This window comes from Dechloromonas sp. ZY10 (assembly GCF_041378895.1).
GTDB classification, from domain to species: Bacteria; Pseudomonadota; Gammaproteobacteria; order Burkholderiales; family Rhodocyclaceae; genus Azonexus; species Azonexus aquae.
The window spans coordinates 3,070,363-3,086,994 of sequence record NZ_CP144212.1 but is presented as its reverse complement, the minus strand read 5'-3'; the positions used below and the strand labels follow the sequence as shown (position 1 = coordinate 3,086,994).

The window sequence follows — 16,632 nt, the reverse complement described above, 5'->3', positions numbered from 1 at the left end:
CTGTTTATTGGGCGGTCCGGCCGGTCGCCGCTCAATACAGCACGATGCCGTCGCCGATCACGCCGATCACTGCGGCCTGGTTTTCGGCCGATTCTGAAAACGCTGCCAGCAGCGTCGCCTTGTCGACCGAGCCGCTCTGGTAGCGTCCGGCCCAGTAGCCCAGCCCGTCGTCGTCGGCCTCGCGGTGGAGGGCGTTCCGGTAGAGCAGCTTGACCAGCAGGGCCGGGTCGGGGTGGCTGCCGCCATATAAAGCCTGGAATTCGCTGCTGCCGGTAAAGGCGTCGGCTGCGTTGCCGAGGCTCAAGCCCTGGTCCATCCGCCCGATCCAGTATTTCAGCCCGTCGTTGTCCGGGGCCCGGTTGAAGGCGGCCTGATAGAGCCGGTACATCTGGCCGGCGTGGCCGTCGATATCGAGGGCCAGTGTCGCATCGGCGAACTGCAGGCGTTCGACGTTCAGCAACTGGTCGCTGCCGCCGCTTTGGCTGCGCGATTGCAAGAGATAGCCAGTGCCATTTTTCTCCAGCAGGTAGTCGCTGCGCCGGCCGTGGTGGACCGAAGTGTCGATGCCGCTGCCGCCATCGAGGTAGTCGTCGCCGTCACCCGCTTCGAAACGGTCGTCGTGGCGGCCGCCGTAAAGCCGGTCGCTGCTGCCGTTGCCGATCAGGACCGAGGCGCGGCTGTCGCTGCCGTGCAGTTCGTGGTCGCGTTCGGTGGCGTAATGGTATTCGCGGCCGTCGTCATGGACTTCCTGGTGTTCGTCTTCCTGGTGGTACCGGTCGTCGGCACGGTCATCGTCTTCATATTCGCGGTATTCGTTGCGGCTCATACGGGTCTCCTCGCGGTTGGGTGGGGCATGCGAGCATCGTAAGGCGACAAACTTAACGGCCGATTAAGTGGCGCGGTGGAGTGGCCGGGGGAGCGGAGACCGGACGCTCAGCGTGGCCAGCGAACGCGGACTTCGAGTCCGCCGAGCGGACTGGCGTCGAGTTCGAGGCTGGCGCCATGCAAGGCCGCGATGCGCGCGACGATGGCCAGCCCGAGGCCGCTGCCGGGGACTTCGCCGGCGTGCAGGCGGTGGAAGCGTTCGAGTACCCGCTGGCGTTCACTGGCGGGAATCCCCGGGCCGCTGTCGGCGACCTGCAGCAGCAGCGCCTCGGCCGTCGCCGCGACGACGACCCGCAACTGGCCGCCGCGCGGGGTGTAGCGGATGGCGTTGTCGATCAGGTTGCGGGCCAGCACGCGCAGCCACTCGCGCTGGCCGTGCACCATGCCGTCGGCGGGGATGAAGTCGAAGTCGAGTTCGCGGGCGAGGATGGCGTTGCCGAGCTCGGCGCAGACTTCCTCGACCAGGGCCGGCAGATCGACCGCCTCGGCTGCCGGCAAGCCCTGCTCGGGATCGAGCCGGGCCAGCAGCAGCATCTGGTCGACCAGGTGCGCGGCGCGGACCAGGCCGATCTGCAGCTGCGCCAGCGAACGGTTGCGCTCGGCGTCATCGCGCGCTTGCAGTGCTACCTGCGCCTGCGCCTGCAGGGCAGCGAGCGGGGTGCGCAGCTCGTGGGCGGCGTCGGCGGTAAACCGGCGTTCGGATTCCAGCGTCTGTTCGACGCGGGCAAACAACTGGTTGAGCGCCTCCAGCATCGGGCGGATTTCCTCCGGCGCGCTGGCCGGCACGATTGGCTGCAATTGTGCCGCCTGCCGGCTGGCAATCTGGCCAGCCAGCGCATCCAGCGCGGCCAGTCCGCGGCGGGTCGCCAGCCAGGTGCCGAGGCCGATCAGCGGCAGGCCGAAGAGCATCGGCAACAGGAAGCGCCAGGCGATGTTGCGGGTCAGTTCGTCGCGGATCGCATGGTCTTCGGCGACCTGCACCTGCAGGCTGCGTTCGCGGTTCCACTGGCTGTAGGTGCGCCACAGGGCCGTGGCGTCGGGTCGTTCGGCAAAGCCGCGATCCACGGTCAACGGCGTTTCCGGGGCATTTTCCGAGCGCATCGCCAGACGGCCGTCGTCGCGCCAGATCTGGAAGCGCAGGTGACGCTGGTATTCATGCGCCGCATCGCCGACCTCGCTCAGGTCGCCGATCCGCTCGTCCTCGTCGTCGTGCGTTGCCAGCGCGAGCAGGGTTTGCGCCGATTGGGCCAGTTGCGCGTCGAACAACTCGTCGATTTCGTGCTGCGCGTCGAGGTAGCTGAGCAGCAGGGTTAGCGACCACACCGCGCTGATCCCGCCGAGCAGCAGGCCGAGCAGGCGGCGGCGCAGCGAGAACCAGCGGGTCATGGCTTGGGCACGGTATAGCCGACACCGCGCAGGGTGCGGATCAGGTCGCTGCCCAGCTTCTTGCGCAGGTGATGGATATGCACTTCGAGGGCGTTGCTGTCGGGCTCGTCGTTCCAGCCATAGAGTGCCTGTTCGAGCTGGCTCTTGGGCAATACCCGGCCGGCGGCTTCGAGCAGCAGTTGCAGCAATGAAAACTCGCGTGCCGAGAGTGCTACTTCGATGCCGTCGCGGGTCACCCGGCGGGCGGCTGGGTCGAGCGTCAATGTCCCATGCGTCAGCAGCGGCGTCGCCCGGCCCTGGCGGCGGCGGGCCAGCGCGCGCAGGCGGGCGGCCAGTTCGTTGAGGTCGACCGGCTTGACCAGATAATCGTCGGCACCGGCATCGAGGCCGGCAATCTTGTCGTTGATTGCATCGCGGGCGGTCAGAATCAGTACCGGCAGATCGCGCCCGGCCTGCCGCGCGGCGGCCAGTACCGCCATTCCGGAACAGTCGGGGAGGCCGAGATCGAGCACGGCGAAATCGAAATTTTCCACGGTCAACGCGGCGATGGCCGATTTTCCGTCGCGCAGCCAGTCGACCGTGAAACCGGTCTGCCGCAGGCCGACGCAGAGGCCGTCGCCGAGTTGGGGGTCGTCTTCAACGAGGAGGATGCGCATGATCGGAGAATTTTAGCAGCGGCTGCTTAAGCCGGGCTTAAGATTGGTTGACTAATTTAGTTGGTTATGTGGGAGGAGGACCCACCGCAATATCCGATCTGGAGGAAGTACCGATGTCGAATCGATCCAATGCACCGCTCGTTGCCCTGCTGCTTGCACTGGCGGTCGCCGCCCCGGCGGCCGGGCATGAACATGCGCACCACCACGCTGCGCCGGCGCCCAAGAAGCTGACGCTCAATGCCGGCCAGCCCTGGCCGACCGACGCGCCGCTGCGTCAGGCGATGGGGCGCATCCGCCAGGCATTGGCCGGCGAACTGCCGCAGATCCACGCCCAGCGCCTCGACGCGGCCGGCTACGCGGCGCTGGCGCGCACCGTCGAGGCCGAAGTCGGGAACATCGTTGCCGATTGCCGCCTGGAACCGGCCGCCGATGCGCAACTGCACCTGATCGTTGCCGACCTGCTCGCCGGCAGCCGGCAGATGGCCGGCAAGAAGCAGCGCCAGGCCGGTGCGGTCAAGGTCGTGCAGGCCTTGAACAACTACGCCGGTTACTTCGCCGACCCCGGCTTCTCGCGTCTCGACCACTAAGCGGCTCCCGCCATCCGACAGGCGGCTCAGGCCGCTTGCGCCAGATAGGCGGCCAGCGCGCCGGCCGCCAGTAGCAGCGGCACTGCCCAGGCGCGCGGCGAGCCGATGGCTTCGCTGGCGGCGCCTTGCTTGTGGCCGTCGAACATCGCCCGCAGCAGGTTTTCGCGGTGTCGCCAACTGCTCAGGACGACCGCCCCAAAATGCACGCCGACCAGTAGCAACAGCCCTTCGGCGAGGCCCTCATGCAGTTCTTCCAGCCAGTGGCCGGCGAGGTCGTTGTAGGTCGCCCAGCCGCTGCCGGCGGTGGCCAGGACCAGCAGCAGGAGCGCGAGCACGGCCCAGCCGCCGGCCGGGTTGTGGCCGCTGTGCACTTCCGGATGGCGGCGCAACAGGCTGCGCAGGTAGCCGACCACCGCCGTCGGGCCACGGAGAAAATTGACGAAGCGGGCATGCCGGCTACCGACCAGTCCCCACAGCACGCGGAAGGCGGCGATCCCGCCGGCGCAACCGCCGGCCAATACATGCAGCAGCTGCAGGCGGTCGCTCTCGGCGGTCAGCCAGGCGAGCGCGACGCAAACCGCCAGCAGCCAGTGGCCGACCCGTTGTGGCCAATCCCAGACCAGAATCCGGCGCAGCATCATCTTCTCCTCAGTTCAGGCAAGGCCAGATCGTGTTCGCTGTAACGGCCGTCGGCCGCGCCGCGATGGCAGGCCTCGCAATTGGCCGGCGAAGCGACGCGCGGGTCTTGCCACAGGCCGGCCGGAACCTTGCGGTGCTTGCGTTCGAAATAGGCGGTGCGGCTGATCCGGGGCGGGATGCCGCCGGCCGAGCGCGGCCCGTCCGCCGCGCCGTGGCGAGTCAAAAAGGCGAGAATTTCGCGCAGTGCCGGCGTTTCGATCCGGGCGTCGCTGGCAAAGTGGTGTTCGAGCCGGGCCAGCAACTGCTTCCAGTCGTTGCTCGCGAGCAGTCCCGGCGGGTAGGCCAGGTGGCAACTGCCGCATTCGGCGCGGTAGGCCGCCGGGGTATCGGGCGGCAGCGGCAGGCGGTCGGCGCGGGCGCTGCCGAGCAGGCCGAGGCAGAGCCCGGCAGCGGCCAGACCATGCCAAAGCGGGCCGAGGTGGAGACAGTGCCGGCGCATCTCAGCGCACCTCGCCGAGATAGGCAAGCAGGTCGGCCTTTTCCGCCGCGCTGCAGTCGCGGCCGACCACTTCCCGGCAGTTGCGGCCAAACCATTTTTCGACCTTGGCCGGGTCGCCGAAGCGCTCGGGGTTGGCCGCCGGCGCCAGCGGCTTGATTGCCTTGCCGGTGATCGCGTGGCGTCCCGGCTGCGTCGGCTGCTGCGTATGGCAGGTGGTGCAACTCGGTAACTGCGGGGTATTGGCGAAGTCCTGGTTGAACCAGCGTTCGCCGCGCCGGGCCGAAGCCGTGAAGCCGGGTTGCACTGCCTGTGCCTCCTGCTGGTAGCGGGCCAGCAACGGGTTAGGCGTGGCGGCTCCGGCGCCGAAAGAGATACAACTCAAAATCATCAACAGTGTTGGTCGCATGTCGGGTTTCCTTGCGGTTTGCTCGGGTATCAGTCTGGGGGATGGGGATTAAGTGCTGCTTAACAGTCCCGCTGCTTCAGGCCTTGAACAGGGAGGCCGCATCCGACAATTCGCGGCTGGCTTCGGCCGCCTGCGCCGCCAGCGCACAGGAATTGCGGGCATGCTCGGCATTCCGGCCGGAGAGTTCGGCAATCTCGGCGATGCCAAGGGCGATTTGCGTGCTGCGGTCCTCCTGCGTGTGCAGGGTGTCGCTGATTTCGCTGACCGCCCGGTTGATCGAGTTCAGCGCTGCTTCGATCTGCCCGATCAGTCCGGCGGCGTCGACGGCCGCTTGTACTCCGCTTTGCGCCAGTTCCTTGCCGGCCTCCATGCAGTTGGCGGCAGCCACCGTTTCCTGGCGGATATTCGAGATGGTGACCTGAATCTGGTCGGTGAAATGCCGGGTCCGTTCGGCCAGCTTGCGCACCTCGTCGGCGACCACGGCAAAGCCGCGGCCGGCTTCGCCGGCGCGGGCCGATTCGATGGCCGCGTTGAGCGCCAGCAGGTTGGTCTGGTCGGCAATTTCCGAAATCGCCGAGACGATGTGATCGATTTCGCCTGACTGCTTGTCCAGTTGCCGAATGTCGTCGGCGGCGCTCTGCACCTGCGCCGCGACCTTGCGCATTTCCTGCGCGGTGCCAGTCACCGCGCTGCCGCCGGCCGCGCCGAGGCGGGCTCCGGCTTCGGTCAGGCTGCGGGTTTCAGCTGCCAGCTGGCTGATCGCGTGAATGCCGTCGCGCATCTCTGCCAGCCGGGCTCGTGCCGCCGCTGCCAGTTCGCTTTGTTGCGAGGCGCTGCCACTGACCTCGCCGGCCTGTGCCAGCAAGCCGCTGGCAACGGCGATGTTCTGCCGGCTATGCTCGCCGACATTGCCGGCAAAGTGGCGCAGCGCCCCCAACAGCCGATTGATCGCCGTGGCGATCTGCGCCAGTTCGTCCCGGCCCCGGTCTTCCAGTCGTCGGGTCAGATCGTGCTGCTGCTGGATGCTCAGGATGCCGTCGAGCAAGCGCCGGGTATCGATGCTGATCGTGCGCAGCACCAGACCGCCAAAACCCAGTGCCAGCAGGATTCCGCCACCGACCACGGTGACGATTAGGCGCAGGCTCAGGCGATAGACCTGGGCCGACTCCGCCTGCTGTGCCTGCGACGAACGCTCGATGGCCTGCATCAGGTCGGAGCGGCTCTGCTTGATCGGGCTGTAATACTTGCCGCCGGATTGCTCCAGCAAGGCGGCGAATTCGGCCTGGTCGCCAGCCAGCAAGGCCTTTTCCAGCGGCACCAGATAATGTTCGACAAAATTGCCCACGGTGCTGACAAAAGCCGCAATCTCCGGCGTTTGCCGAGCTGCCCCGGCGGCCTGCAGTTCGCTCAGGTCGAGCCGGGTGGCTCGGTTGTTTTCTGCCAGTACCCGGCCTTCCTGCTGCAACTTGTCGGTAGCGGTTTCCAGCCGGGCCTGCGCAATGTGCAGCCGCGAGTCGAATACCTTGACGTTGATCCGGCCGACAATCACCACCAGGCGTTCGTCGGCAATCAGGTTCTCGGTCACCCGATGATTGACCACGGTACTGTAAATTCCCAGCCCGCCGGTTGCCGCAAGCGCCAGACAAAGCAGGCCCAGGGTCAGGCCAAGGCGGAAACGGATAGTCAGATCGCGCAGCATGATGCCCCCATGAAAAATAGATTTTTCGAGGGTAAGCGCAGCAGCTTAAGCGCGGATTAACCCGCCCGGTACCTCGGCTGGGGCAAAAAACTGTGGTCACGGTCGACCGTGAAATTTCCCGTTTTAACCAAGAAGTTTGCCGAATCCGGGCCAGCCTCCTGCGGCTAACCCGGAGCGGGCGCTCAGGGGGTGGTGTTGCGGTCAGGCAATTCGAGCGCCAGGAACAGCGTTCCCGGCACCGGGTTGAAACTCACCGGCGGCGCCGGAACAAAACCCAGCGACGCGTAAAGTCGGCGGGCGGCAACAAACTCCGGCAGCACGTCGAGGCAAACCCGGCGGTAGCCGGCCTCCCGCGCCTTGGCGAGCAGGCCCTCGACCAGTTGGCGGCCCAGTTGCCGGCCGCGCGCCGCCGGCCGCAGATAGACCCGCTTCATCTCGCAACTGGCATCATCGACCGGCCGCAAGGCGCCGCAACCCAGCAGTTCGTCACCCGCCCACGCCAGCAACACGCAACCGCGCGGTGCCGCGTACTTCCCTGGCAGGTCGGCGAACTCGCGCTCGTAATCCTGAAAACCCAGGTCGGCGGTCGGGCTGCGCACGTACTCGCGAAAGATTTCCAGCACGGCGGCGAGGTCGGAGGGGAAATGGGCAGGGCGGAGGGTGGGGGACATGGGGGTTTCGGTTTGGGGTTGGTTTTTTTGGGGGGCGGTGGTGTTGGACTGGTTTTCGCTATTTTCCCGCTGTTTTCCGCGCCTGACGCGCGGGCGTACTTTCTTTTGCTTCGCCAAAAGAAAGTAGCCAAAGAAAAGGCAACCCAGGCTACGCGGTCGGCTGCGCCGACTTCCCTGCGCTACTCAGCGAGCCGGGCGGCTGGCTAAACTCGCCCCTGCGGGGCTCAAACACCACCAGCCGAAATCCCCCGGCCCGCCTGCGTTGCTCGGCGCTCCGCATGGGGCCCAAAGGCGTCACGGGCTGGAGTGCTTTGCGGGGGAATGATTTTTACGGTCGACTTGGGGAAAGGCAGCTTTTTAGCTGTTGACTGCGGAAATTAGTCTCTTGACCTCAAGACGATATTTACTCTTTGTTATTTGCCGCAACCCCAAAAACTGACAATGAACGCACCTTCCCCAGAAAACTCAACAATGGCTCTCCTGTTAGTCCAGCCAATGCAGCAGCAACGCATACCTTCTCTTTAGCAATAAACCCTGCTTGTATTTCGTTAAAAAACCAAACAAATACGAAGAACCCGGCTATAGCACCAACAAATCCAGAAAGAACAGTGAATTTCAGTCTGAAATTACGGTTGCGCTTTGCCACACTCATCGAAGCCTTATTCATCGTATGGCCTACTGACAAAAGCCAATATGCATGAAACATGGCTCCTCCTAAAGCTCCCCAGAACAGCCCTTGAAATACAAGAGGTACGTTAGCAAGCATCTAGTAAAGCCTTTCCATAAACGGGAGAAGTCACATTTTTTTAGGGCATCTCGGATGCTCTAAAAGCATACATTGGGAAGCAGTATGGGTCGATAAAATATCTTTGGGATTGGTGCAGATTTTCCACTGCTAACACCACAAAACGCTTGTTTTCAGCGTCGGGCATAAAACTGAGACGTTTTTCCCCGGCCCTCTGCGGCGTCGAGCAGCGCAAGGGGCAACGGGATCAAGGGCGAGGACTGTTTGAGGCCCGCAGGGCCGAGTTCCGCAGCCCCCCGTTGCGCCTGAGCAGCGCAGAGCACCCGGCATCGCCGGGCGCCGCAGTGGGCGCGCCTTCTTTTTGGCTACTTTTTCTTGGCAAGACAAGAAAAAGTAAGCCCGCGCGTCAGGCGCGGAAACTGTCGCCTAGAAAGACGATGGCCTGGCGAAGCAAAGCACGGCAGGTATTGATCTCGCCAACAGCGAATCCCCCATTTCTGTGGTTGACCGCGTCAGCCTTGAGAAAAAATGCTGTTGGCGCATGGTCTTTGCGGGTCTATGAAAACGATGCTTTCTGGTGGTTGTTGCTTCATTTTTGATGACGTGTTAATTGTTTGCGTTCGGCATTTTTGGATGCCGTTGGGAAGTTGCTTTTCTCCGGGGAGGGGAATCCTCCCTTGCTATCGCTGCAACAACAAGGAACGCTCATGAATGCCACTCAGCCGCAGGATGTGTTGCAAAAACTGTTTGAACGGGATGGGTTCAGTTCGCTGGACCAAGGCGCTCTGGTTAAGGCCTACGATTCTGCCGATGCCCTGATGGAGCTGCTGTCGCCGCTACGGAACCAAGGCATGCAGGAGGTGCAAGCCAAGCCGTTGATCACTGCCATCCCTCCGCAAGGCTTGCTGATCAACAGCCCGGGGAGGTATGTGCTGGCCGATGACGTGGTATGGGCTCCCGGCGCCGAGCCCGGCTCGGCGATTACCATTGCTGCCAGCAATGTCGTGCTCGACCTCGGGGGCCACACCCTGCGCGCTGACCTGTCTGATCGCAGTCTGATCACAGCGGGAATCAGCATTCAGAACAACGTCGCCAACATCATTGTCGAGAACGGTACCCTGGAGAACATGGGCTACTGCGGGGTGCGGGCTGAACAAGTGAGTTCTCTGGGGATCAAGAACATCACTGTGGACGGGCTGTTCTTTCACAATCTGGATACTCGTTTCCTGACGCCTTGCGGCTTTCATGTCAGCAAGGCGCTGGATGTGGCTATTCTCAACTGTGCCGTGCATAACCTCGAGGTAACTGCCGATTCCTGTGCCGGCATTCAAATCCTGAACACCATCGGTGCTACGGTCAGCGAATGCCTGATGCGCAACTTCATCAACCACGATGGTGCTGTGCAGGGTTACAGCTACCTCAAGTGCATGAGTGTAGTGACTTGGGAGTGTGTCGCCAGCAACTTGCTGTCGCAATTCAACGGCAACATCCTGACCGGCGGCCACACCGTCATCGGCTTTGTGCCGATTTTCTGCATAGGCCTGAACTTCGACCGCTGTTCGGCCACCAACCTCACCGGCAGTGCTGACGATTGCCATGGTATTTCGGTTTTTCTTGATGCCGATGTCAGCGTCAGCCATTTTGTCGCACGCAACATCATTGATGGCGTTACCCCCAGTCAGACCGGGGCCAAATCTACCGGTGTCGAAGTCTATGGGATTGGCGTCACGGTTAGCGATTGCGTTGCCGAAAACATTACCGCCATTCGTCCCCAGGATTTGCAGGCTGCCGGATTTACCGCCTGGGGGTGGGATATCAGTTTTGTCTCCTGCACGGCTACCAATGTGCTGGCCATGGATGCTTACGGTGCGACCGGCCCCGAGTATGGACAGGGGCTTGGCTACGGCTGGGCACCCGATCCGCGCGATATGTTCTGCAAGGTTGGCGCTATCAAAATTAGCTACGACAACTGCCTGGCGATCAACTGCCAAGTCGGGTTTGATAGCTGGAATCACATCAACTCCGACTGGAATCAGTTTGTTTGCTGCAATTGCACGATCAATATTCGGGAAGAGCCCGATGGCTACCGTACCCTGCGCGGTAACCCAGCTTCCGAATGTAATCCGCCCATCACCATCACTCTGGCCAATCAGGCCAAGGGCAATGTTTTTACGCCTAAGGCGAGTGACGGGAAAAGTGGCGAGGCAGCTTGATCGGTGCGCAGGAGCAGCTTGCTTTCCCCTCCGACCGTGAATCGGTAAGGGTTTTCCCCGGCCCTCTGCGGCGTTGAGCAGCGCAGGGGGCAACGGGGAAGAGGGCGAGGACTGTTTGAGGCCCGCTGGGCCGGGTTTGGCCGCGCCCCCGTTGCGCCTGAGCATCAGGCGCGGAAGCCCGCGCCAAAAAAGGCAATGGCTTGGCGAAGCAAGATCCGGCAGGCATTCATCCCGCCAACCGGGGAAAAAACCTCAATTTCCACGGTCGACCGCGTCAATCAGAAAAAACAGCCTTAAGCCAGGCCTGCACCGGAGAGCCTCTACGTCCTGAAGCCGCCCCGGCTTCATTCCTCGTCATCCCATAAGCGATGCGCATCAAGCAGTACCTGCGCGTGTTTTTCCAGCGCGTCGAGTTGCGCCAGGCGGGCGGTGAGGGCGGCTTCGTTAGCCAGGCGGCGGGCGAGCAGGACTTCGCCCAGGCTGCCTTCGCCGAGTTGCCAGGCGCGTTCGCTCATCGCCGCCGCCTGTTGCTGACGTTCGGCGGCGCGCTGGCTGGCCGGCCAGTGTTCGTTGCTCAGGCGCAGGGCTTGCAGCAGGCTGGCGGCGTCGGCTTCGATGCGGCGGCGGACGGCTGCGAGCTGGCGTTCGGCGGCGGCGGCTTGAGCCTGGCTGGCATCGGCAGCCGCGCTACGGGCTTCGCCGGGCAGTGGCAGGCTGAGGTAGATGGCGGCAAGGCGTTCTTCGCCGCCGCGTTCGCGGCCGAGTTGCAGGCCGATGGTCGGGTCGGGGGTCCGTTCGCGCCGGCTGCGTTCGGCGGCGACCCCGGCGCGCCGGGCTTCGGCGGTAGCCAGTGCGAGTTCGTGGTTGTGTTCGAGCAGCGCTGCCAGCCATTCCTGCTCGTTACCGGACCACGTCGGTGGTGTTGGCCATTGCCTGGGCAATTGCAGTGGCAAGCCGGGGTAGCGATGTTGCAGCTGGGCTTCGGCGCTCAGGCGGCGTTGCCGGGCCTGCGCCAGTTGTGCCTCGGCCTGGGCCTGTGCGGCTTCGGCTTGAACCCGTTCGCTGCGGGCCGCATCGCCGAGTTGTTCGCGGCGGCGCAGGCTGGCGGCTTGTTGGTCGAGCGAGGCGGCTTGCCCGGCCCATTGCTGCTCGGCGGCGCTGTCGCGCAGCCAGTCAAACCAGCGGGTGAGCAATTCGCGCCGGGTTGCATGGCCAATCTCGCCGGCCGCGCTACGGGCTGCGCTTTCGCCGGCAGCGCCAAGTTCGCTGTCGAGCGCGGCCTTGCCGGGCAGGCGCAGGGCGCGTTCAACGGCGCCATTCCATTCGTTGTAGCGTTGTTCCGGCGTGGCCGGCGGCAGGCTGCGGCGTTGCTGGCCGAGCAGGCGCAGGGTCCATTCGTGTGGCCCGGCTTCGAGCCGGCGGCGTTCGGCGGTACTGGCGGCGATTCCCAGTTCGCCGGCGGCCAGCGCCGGGTGCTCGCGCAGCATCCGGGCGACTGCGGCGGTGGGGGGGAGCACGGCGTGCACGGCGGCAGGCGGCGGCTCGGGGGCGGCAATCGAGCCGGGCGAGATGCCGAGCGCGGCCAGGAGGGCAAGGGGGCGGATCATAAACGGCCTTTTTCAAGTACCGGGGTCAGCCAGTAGTAGATTTGCGCGCGCGGCAGCGCTGCCTTGAGCGCAGCCAGCAGAAGGCGCAGGTCGTCAGCGGTGGCAATCGTTTGAATCTGGCTGCGCGGCGAGTGGCCGCTGACCAGTTCGGCTGCGCCGTGCAGGGCCAGCCGCGAGCCGTGGCCGTCGGCAATGCTGCTGGTAAAGCCACTGACCAGGTCGCTGCGGGCGAGCAGCAGGTCTTCGACTGCTTCGGCAACATCGACCGGGACGATCAGTGTCAGCAGCAGCTCGTCGCCGGGCGGCAGTCCGCTGGGCAGGGCATGGGCGGCGGATGGTGTATGCATGGGGGTCAACGTGGCAGGGGCGAGGCGGTTTCCAGCCCGAAGCGGCGGAACAGGATGGGTAGCAGCAGCAAGGTGAGCACGGTCGAGGTGAGCAGGCCCCCGATCACGACGATGGCCAGCGGTCGTTGCACTTCCGAACCGGGGCCGCTGGCGAACAGCATCGGTACCAGGCCGAAGGCGGCGATGCTGGCGGTCATCAGTACTGGCCGCAGGCGGCGGCGGGCGCCTTCGACCACGACTTCGGCGAGCGGCAGGCCGCGCGCCAGCAACTGGTTGAAATAGCTGACCATCACCACGCCGTTGAGCACGGCGATCCCGAGCAGCGCGATGAAGCCGACCGAGGCCGGAACCGACAGGTATTCGCCGGCGATGAACAGGGCGAAGACGCCACCGATCAGCGCGAAGGGAATGTTCGACAGGACCAGCAGCGCCTGGCGCAGCGAGCCGAAGGTCGAGAAGAGCAGGAAGAAGATCAGCAGCAGCGCTACCGGCACCACCACCGCCAGCCGCGCGGCAGCCCGCTGCTGGTTCTCGAACTGGCCGCCCCAGGCCAGCCGGTAGCCGGTCGGCAGGGGGACGTCGCGGGTGACGGCGGCTCGGGCTTCTTCAACAAAGCCGACCAGGTCGCGGTCGCGGACGTTGGACTGAACCACCACGTAGCGTTGTGCATTTTCACGGTCCACCTTGACCGGGCCGTCAATTCGTTCGATCCGCGCAACCTGCGCCAGCGGTACGCTGGCCCCGGTGCCTCCCGCCGCTTCGCCGGGCAGCGCAATGCGCAGCGCGGCAAAGTCGGCCGGCGAATGGCGCAGGGCCGCCGGCGCGCGCAGCAGCACCGGTACCCGCCGGCCCCGGTCGAGCACGGTGCCGACCGGCTGGCCTTCGAGCAGCGTCTTCAGTTCGTTTTGCAGGTCGGCGACGTTGAGGCCAAGGCGGCCGGCGGCCAGCCGGTCGATCCCGATCCTGAGGTATTGCACGCCGTCGTTGCGCAGGGTGAAGGTGTCTTCCGCCCCGCGCACGCGGCCGACGCTGGCGACGATCTCGCCGGCCAGCCGGTTGAGGGTGGCGAGGTCGGGGCCGTAAATCTTGATCGCCAGGTCGCCGCGCACGCCGGTCAGCATTTCCGAAACGCGCATGTCGATCGGCTGGGTGAAGCTGAAGCCGATGCCGGGGAAGTCGGCCATCACTGCGCGCAGGCGGTCCTGCAGCGCGGCCGGGTCGGCATCGCGCCATTCGCTGCGCGGTGCCAGGACCATGAAGGTGTCGGTCTGATTGAGCCCCATCGGGTCGAGGCCGAGTTCGTCGGCGCCGGCGCGGGCAACGATGCCGCGCACCTCGGGAACGCGTTCGAGGATCGCCTGCTGCACCCGGGTATCGACGGCGATGGTCTGGTCGAGGCCGATTGACGGCAGCTTTTCGAGCTGCATGATCAGATCGCCTTCGTCCATCGTCGGCATGAAACTCTTGCCGAGTAGCAGGAAGACCCCGCCGGCAGCGACCAGCGCCAGCAGGGCGCCGGCGATGAAGCGGCGGCTGTGCGCCAGTGCCTGTGCCAGCACGCGGTCGTAGAGCGCGGCGAGCTTCCTGACCAGCCACGGCTCGTGGTGTACGCCGCGCTTGAGCAGCCAGGAAGCGAGCACCGGGACCACAGTCAGCGACAGCAGCAGCGAGGCCGACAGCGCGAAAACGATGGTCAGCGCGACCGGCGCGAACATCTTGCCTTCCAGCCCCTGCAAGGTCAGCAGCGGCAGAAACACGATGATGATGATCGCGATCCCGGAGGTGACCGGGGTGGCCACTTCGCGCGCCGCGCGATAGACCAAGTGTAGTGTCGGCAGCCCGGGCTGGCCTTCGGCGAGCTGGGTCTCGACATTCTCGATCACCACCACTGCAGCGTCGACCAGCATGCCGATGGCGATGGCCAGGCCGCCCAGGCTCATCAGGTTGGCCGAGAGCCCGGCCAGCTGCATCAGCACGAAGGTGGCGAGCGCCGACAGCGGCAGCATCAGCGCCACTACCAGCGCGGCGCGCAGATTGCCGAGGAAGGCGAGGAGCAGCAGCACGACCAGCACGATGGCTTCGGCCAGCGCCTTGGCAACGCCGCCGACAGCACGGCTGACCAGTTCGCCACGGTCGTAGAAGGGAACGATGCGCACCCCTTCGGGCAGGCTGGCGGCGATCTCGGCCAGGCGCGCCTTGACCCCGGCAACGACGGCTTGCGCGTTGGCGCCGCGCAGCCCGAGGACCAGTCCCTGCACGGTCTCACCTGCACCATTGCGGCTTACCGCGCCGTAGCGGGTGAGGCCGCCATGGCGCACGGTGGCCACGTCGCCAACGCGGACGACCCGCTCGGGACGGGGGCTGACGACAATCGCGCGGACGTCGTCGAGATCGCGGATTGCGCCTTCGACCCGCACCAGCAAGGCCTCTTCGCCATCGCCCAGGCGACCGGCGCCGTCGTTGCGGTTATTCGCCGCCAGTGCCGTGGCCAGCTGCTGCTGGCTGAGGCCCCGGGCGGCGAGCAGGGCAGCGTCGGGGACGACTTCGAAGACCCGGACTTCGCCGCCCAGGCTGTTAACGTCGGCAACGCCAGGAACGGTGCGCAGTTGCGGGCGGATCGTCCAGTCGAGCAGGCTGCGCTTTTCGGCCAGCGACAATTCGCCTTCGAGGGTGAACATATACATTTCGCCGAGCGGCGTGGTGATCGGTGCCAGGCCGCCTTCGACCCCGGGGGGCAGGTTGCCGAGCGCTGCGTTCAGGCGTTCGCCGACCTGCTGCCGCGCCCAGTAGATGTCGGTGCCGTCGGTGAAGTCGAGGGTGATGTCGGCCAGCGCGTATTTTGCCGTCGAGCGCAGCAGGCGCTGCTGGGGAATGCCGAGCAATTCCTGTTCGAGCGGGGTGGTGATGCGGGCTTCGACTTCTTCCGGGGTCATCCCCGGCGCCTTGAGGATGATCTTGACCTGGGTCGTCGAGACATCGGGAAAAGCGTCGATCGGCAGCAGCGCAAAAGCCTGCAGGCCGGCGCCGGCGAGCAGTAAGGCGAGAACCAGCAGGAGCAGGCGCTGGGTCAGCGAAAAACGGATCAGGGCGGTCAGCATCTCCGGCTCCGCCTATTCGCGCCCGACGCCGGCGCGCATTGCCTTGAGCGCCGAGGCGCCACGCACGACCACCGCCTGCTCGCCGCGCAGGCCGCTGACCGTGATGCTGTCGCCGCCCTGGGCGACGATCCCGACCGGTTGCGCGGCGAAGCGTTGTTCGCCATTCGCCGCCGGCGTGCCGTGACGGACGAAGACCAAGGCTTTCTCACCGTCGCGGACCACTGCCGCAGCCGGTAGGCGCCAGTGTTCGCCTGGCTCGGTGGCAGGGAGCTCGACGCTGAGCAACTGGCCGGGGATCAGTTGCTCGGCCCCCTCGCGGATTTCGCCGCGCACCAGAACGCTCTGGCTGAGCGGGTCGACTGCCCGGCCCACCGCGATCAGGCGGGCGCTGAGCGGTGAGTCAAGCAGCCGCAAGTGCTGGCCCGGCCGCAATTGTGCCGCAGCCGCCAACGGAGCCTGAATTTCCAACCACAGCGGCGAGAGCGCAGCGATCCGGTAGACCGCGCTGGCCGCTTCGATGCGCTGGCCGCTGCCGACCATCTGTTCCAGCACCACGCCGTCGATCGGCGAGTTCAGGGTCAGGCTGGGGCTGAGCCCGCTCGCTCCGTCGTTGCCGGCAAGTTGCAGACCCCGCCGCCGTTCGCCGGCCAGCGCGGCGGCCTGGGCAGCTGCCGCCCGGGTAGCCTGCAGGCGGGAGGCTGCGATCAGGCCTTCGGCGAACAATTGCTCGTCGCGGGTCAGGTTTTGTCGCAGCAGCGCGGCCTGGCTGTCGGCCTGCAGGGCGTCGCGCTGCAGTTCCAGCACTTCGCGGCTGCTCAGGCGGGCGAGCGGCTGGCCGCGACGAACCCGGTCGCCGGGGGCTGCCAGCAGGCTTTCGACCAGACCGCCGAGTGGTGCAGCGACCACCCGCAATTGTGCGCTCGGCACCGTGACCCGGGCTGGCAGCGGGCTGCCCTGCAGCGCTGGCGTTGCCGCGACCCGTTGCACTTCGATCCCGAGTGCACGCAGTTGCCCGGCTTGTACGACCAGTTCGCTGGCAGCGGCCGGGCAGCCAACCGTCAGCAAGGCCAGCGACAATCGGGGAAGCAAGGCAAGCAGGCGGACAAGCAGTGGCGGATACATGGCGGAGGCGGGCAGCGGAGGTTGATGGAGCGGTGGCCGAAGCCGGCCGGGCGACTGGCGCGCAGTATCGCC

15 protein-coding genes are annotated in these 16,632 nt (G+C 65.5%); 2 read left to right on the top strand and 13 right to left on the bottom strand.

The annotated features are described in order from the left end of the window. Window positions 1-31: 31 nt before the first annotated feature. The 3 genes from VX159_RS14085 to VX159_RS14075 form a co-directional block, all read right to left on the bottom strand. Entirely contained in the window at window positions 32-826 is a 795-nt protein-coding gene (locus tag VX159_RS14085; RefSeq protein ID WP_371323519.1) for a DUF4214 domain-containing protein, read from the bottom strand. Between the two features lie 107 nt (window positions 827-933). After that, on the bottom strand, window positions 934-2,271 hold the full coding sequence (locus tag VX159_RS14080) for an ATP-binding protein (protein ID WP_371323518.1): 1,338 nt from the start codon (window positions 2,269-2,271) through the stop codon (window positions 934-936). Next, window positions 2,268-2,927, bottom strand: coding sequence for a response regulator (locus VX159_RS14075; protein ID WP_371323517.1), 660 nt, complete (start codon window positions 2,925-2,927; stop codon window positions 2,268-2,270). Before VX159_RS14075 ends, VX159_RS14080 begins: the two co-directional genes overlap by 4 nt. A gap of 113 nt (window positions 2,928-3,040) precedes the next feature. Between VX159_RS14075 and VX159_RS14070 the strand changes: the two genes are divergently transcribed. After that, the gene (locus tag VX159_RS14070; RefSeq protein ID WP_371323516.1) at window positions 3,041-3,514 is read left to right on the top strand and encodes a hypothetical protein; all 474 of its coding nucleotides are present in this window, start codon (window positions 3,041-3,043) and stop codon (window positions 3,512-3,514) included. A gap of 26 nt (window positions 3,515-3,540) precedes the next feature. Here VX159_RS14070 and VX159_RS14065 read toward each other — a convergent pair whose 3' ends face one another. The 6 genes from VX159_RS14065 to VX159_RS14040 form a co-directional block, all read right to left on the bottom strand. Next, entirely contained in the window at window positions 3,541-4,152 is a 612-nt protein-coding gene (locus VX159_RS14065) for a cytochrome b/b6 domain-containing protein (protein WP_371323515.1), read from the bottom strand. Next, complete coding sequence (locus tag VX159_RS14060; RefSeq protein WP_371323514.1) at window positions 4,152-4,652, bottom strand: cytochrome C; 501 nt, start codon at window positions 4,650-4,652, stop codon at window positions 4,152-4,154. The genes VX159_RS14065 and VX159_RS14060 overlap by 1 nt, the downstream gene beginning before the upstream one ends. Before the next feature lies 1 nt (window position 4,653). Continuing rightward, complete coding sequence (locus VX159_RS14055; RefSeq protein ID WP_371323513.1) at window positions 4,654-5,058, bottom strand: DUF1924 domain-containing protein; 405 nt, start codon at window positions 5,056-5,058, stop codon at window positions 4,654-4,656. A 76-nt stretch (window positions 5,059-5,134) separates the two neighbouring features. Further along, window positions 5,135-6,757: a methyl-accepting chemotaxis protein gene (locus VX159_RS14050; protein ID WP_371323512.1), complete on the bottom strand. Its 1,623-nt coding sequence runs from the start codon at window positions 6,755-6,757 to the stop codon at window positions 5,135-5,137. A gap of 182 nt (window positions 6,758-6,939) precedes the next feature. After that, window positions 6,940-7,428: an N-acetyltransferase family protein gene (locus VX159_RS14045; protein ID WP_371323511.1), complete on the bottom strand. Its 489-nt coding sequence runs from the start codon at window positions 7,426-7,428 to the stop codon at window positions 6,940-6,942. A gap of 403 nt (window positions 7,429-7,831) precedes the next feature. Next, complete coding sequence (locus VX159_RS14040; RefSeq protein WP_371323510.1) at window positions 7,832-8,194, bottom strand: hypothetical protein; 363 nt, start codon at window positions 8,192-8,194, stop codon at window positions 7,832-7,834. Between the two features lie 656 nt (window positions 8,195-8,850). Between VX159_RS14040 and VX159_RS14035 the strand changes: the two genes are divergently transcribed. Continuing rightward, a complete protein-coding gene (locus tag VX159_RS14035; protein WP_371323509.1) occupies window positions 8,851-10,386 on the top strand; it encodes a hypothetical protein in 1,536 nt (511 codons plus the stop codon). A 344-nt stretch (window positions 10,387-10,730) separates the two neighbouring features. Here the strand turns inward: VX159_RS14035 and VX159_RS14030 are convergent, their stop codons facing one another. From VX159_RS14030 to VX159_RS14015, 4 genes are read right to left on the bottom strand one after another with little or no spacing between them, the layout of a single operon-like run. Next, window positions 10,731-11,993 (bottom strand): TolC family protein, encoded by a 1,263-nt coding sequence (locus VX159_RS14030; RefSeq protein ID WP_371323508.1) that lies wholly within the window; start codon window positions 11,991-11,993, stop codon window positions 10,731-10,733. Next, window positions 11,990-12,340, bottom strand: a complete 351-nt coding sequence (locus tag VX159_RS14025; RefSeq protein WP_371323507.1) for a DUF3240 family protein — start codon at window positions 12,338-12,340, stop codon at window positions 11,990-11,992. Before VX159_RS14025 ends, VX159_RS14030 begins: the two co-directional genes overlap by 4 nt. A 5-nt stretch (window positions 12,341-12,345) precedes the next feature. Further along, complete coding sequence (locus VX159_RS14020; protein WP_371323506.1) at window positions 12,346-15,438, bottom strand: efflux RND transporter permease subunit; 3,093 nt, start codon at window positions 15,436-15,438, stop codon at window positions 12,346-12,348. Between the two features lie 12 nt (window positions 15,439-15,450). Continuing rightward, window positions 15,451-16,560, bottom strand: a complete 1,110-nt coding sequence (locus VX159_RS14015) for an efflux RND transporter periplasmic adaptor subunit (protein WP_371323505.1) — start codon at window positions 16,558-16,560, stop codon at window positions 15,451-15,453. Window positions 16,561-16,632 lie beyond the last annotated feature (72 nt).

Bases quoted from the DNA above. Each gene is read 5' to 3' on its own strand.
- VX159_RS14025 (WP_371323507.1), bottom strand. From the start codon at position 12,340: ATGCATACACCATCCGCCGCCCATGCCCTGCCCAGCGGACTGCCGCCC.
- VX159_RS14070 (WP_371323516.1), top strand. From the start codon at position 3,041: ATGTCGAATCGATCCAATGCACCGCTCGTTGCCCTGCTGCTTGCACTG.
- VX159_RS14055 (WP_371323513.1), bottom strand. From the start codon at position 5,058: ATGCGACCAACACTGTTGATGATTTTGAGTTGTATCTCTTTCGGCGCC.
- VX159_RS14065 (WP_371323515.1), bottom strand. From the start codon at position 4,152: ATGCTGCGCCGGATTCTGGTCTGGGATTGGCCACAACGGGTCGGCCAC.
- VX159_RS14085 (WP_371323519.1), bottom strand. From the start codon at position 826: ATGAGCCGCAACGAATACCGCGAATATGAAGACGATGACCGTGCCGAC.
- VX159_RS14045 (WP_371323511.1), bottom strand. From the start codon at position 7,428: ATGTCCCCCACCCTCCGCCCTGCCCATTTCCCCTCCGACCTCGCCGCC.
- VX159_RS14015 (WP_371323505.1), bottom strand. From the start codon at position 16,560: ATGTATCCGCCACTGCTTGTCCGCCTGCTTGCCTTGCTTCCCCGATTG.
- VX159_RS14050 (WP_371323512.1), bottom strand. From the start codon at position 6,757: ATGCTGCGCGATCTGACTATCCGTTTCCGCCTTGGCCTGACCCTGGGC.
- VX159_RS14075 (WP_371323517.1), bottom strand. From the start codon at position 2,927: ATGCGCATCCTCCTCGTTGAAGACGACCCCCAACTCGGCGACGGCCTC.
- VX159_RS14060 (WP_371323514.1), bottom strand. From the start codon at position 4,652: ATGCGCCGGCACTGTCTCCACCTCGGCCCGCTTTGGCATGGTCTGGCC.
- VX159_RS14030 (WP_371323508.1), bottom strand. From the start codon at position 11,993: ATGATCCGCCCCCTTGCCCTCCTGGCCGCGCTCGGCATCTCGCCCGGC.
- VX159_RS14080 (WP_371323518.1), bottom strand. From the start codon at position 2,271: ATGACCCGCTGGTTCTCGCTGCGCCGCCGCCTGCTCGGCCTGCTGCTC.
- VX159_RS14040 (WP_371323510.1), bottom strand. From the start codon at position 8,194: ATGCTTGCTAACGTACCTCTTGTATTTCAAGGGCTGTTCTGGGGAGCT.
- VX159_RS14020 (WP_371323506.1), bottom strand. From the start codon at position 15,438: ATGCTGACCGCCCTGATCCGTTTTTCGCTGACCCAGCGCCTGCTCCTG.